The sequence below is a fragment of the Clostridioides sp. GD02367 genome (genome assembly GCF_045900275.1).
Lineage (GTDB): Bacteria > Bacillota > Clostridia > Peptostreptococcales > Peptostreptococcaceae > Clostridioides > Clostridioides difficile_A.
The window spans coordinates 1-548 of record NZ_JBJODK010000035.1 but is presented as its reverse complement, the minus strand read 5'-3'; the positions used below and the strand labels follow the sequence as shown (position 1 = coordinate 548).

At 34.5% G+C, this 548-nt stretch carries 1 protein-coding gene; it reads right to left on the bottom strand.

Annotated elements, in window-relative coordinates:
- Positions 1 to 548 (bottom strand): peptidase dimerization domain-containing protein (locus Q3223_RS19480; RefSeq protein WP_407812443.1); only part of this gene is annotated, 548 nt, incomplete at both ends.

Sequence of the window (548 nt, the reverse complement as noted above, 5' to 3'; positions counted from 1 at the left end):
TCTTCATCATATAACCAACCTGGGAAGAATCTTTCACTTTCTATAGTATTTCCTGTGTAACAATCAGCTTTTTCAACTGCATAAGAAACTTTTGCATTTAACTCTGGGTCTTCTTTCATCATTTCATCTAATAATGCTTGTATTGGAGCTAATACTCCTTCTCTTGTTTCACCAACCAATAATCTTCTGTCAAAAGTTGCTTTACAGTAATCTGGCACTACTGAAGCTCCTGGATATGGAGAAGATTTTATATCTGTTAAAACTAGTATTCCATCACCTAAAACTGGATGAGTTGGAGGTACTAATTGTTGTATCTTTTGGATTACATTAGCCATTTTATAAACTGCATTTACACCTTTTTCTGGATTAGCAGAGTGAGCTGGTTTACCAAAAGTTTCTACTACTATTTCTCCTCTACCTCTTTGACCAATCTTTAAGTTTAATTCTGAAGATTCACCTATTACAACATAATCAGGCTCAACAGCTTTACTTATTTCTCTAGCTGAAACTCCTTCAAATATTTCTTCGTGAACAACTCCTGCTACGTA